This window comes from Nonomuraea sp. MTCD27, assembly GCF_041950495.1.
GTDB lineage: Bacteria > Actinomycetota > Actinomycetes > Streptosporangiales > Streptosporangiaceae > Nonomuraea.
In genome coordinates this window covers 1-700 of sequence record NZ_JBGNUW010000083.1, presented here as the reverse complement: position 1 = coordinate 700, position 700 = coordinate 1, and the positions used below count along the sequence as shown (strand labels likewise).

Sequence of the window (700 nt, the reverse complement as noted above, 5' to 3'; positions counted from 1 at the left end):
TTAGTATTCTCTACCTGACCACCTGAGTCGGTTTAGGGTACGGGCCGCCACAACACTCACTAGAGGCTTTTCTCGGCAGCATAGGATCATCCACTTCACCACAATCGGCTCGGCATCACATCTCAGGATTAATGCGAGGCGGATTTGCCTACCTCACTCCCTACATGCTTACCCCAGGACAACCATCGCCTGGGCTGGACTACCTTCCTGCGTCACCCCATCGCTTACCTACTACCCGATCGGACCGAGCGTTCGGCCTAACATCGCCTCCGAAGAGGCAACTGACTTAAGGACTCTTAGCATCACGAGGTTCAGTATGGGCGCATTGAAGCGGGTACGGGAATATCAACCCGTTGTCCATCGACTACGCCTGTCGGCCTCGCCTTAGGTCCCGACTTACCCTGGGCGGATTAGCCTGGCCCAGGAACCCTTGGTCATCCGGCGCGAGGGTTTCTCACCCTCGATTCGCTACTCATGCCTGCATTCTCACTCGCACAGCCTCCACAACTAGATCACTCTGCTGCTTCGCCGGCTGCACGACGCTCCCCTACCCATCAACCCCCCAAGGAGATCAATGCCACGACTTCGGCGGTGTACTTGAGCCCCGCTACATTGTCGGCGCGGAATCACTTGACCAGTGAGCTATTACGCACTCTTTCAAGGGTGGCTGCTTCTAAGCCAACCTCCTGGTTGTCTCTGC

The 700-nt window shown here is 56.7% G+C and carries 1 rRNA gene; it reads right to left on the bottom strand.

Annotated features, from left to right (window positions below):
- Window positions 1–700, bottom strand: a 23S ribosomal RNA gene (locus ACBJ59_RS62830); the annotation flags it as partial.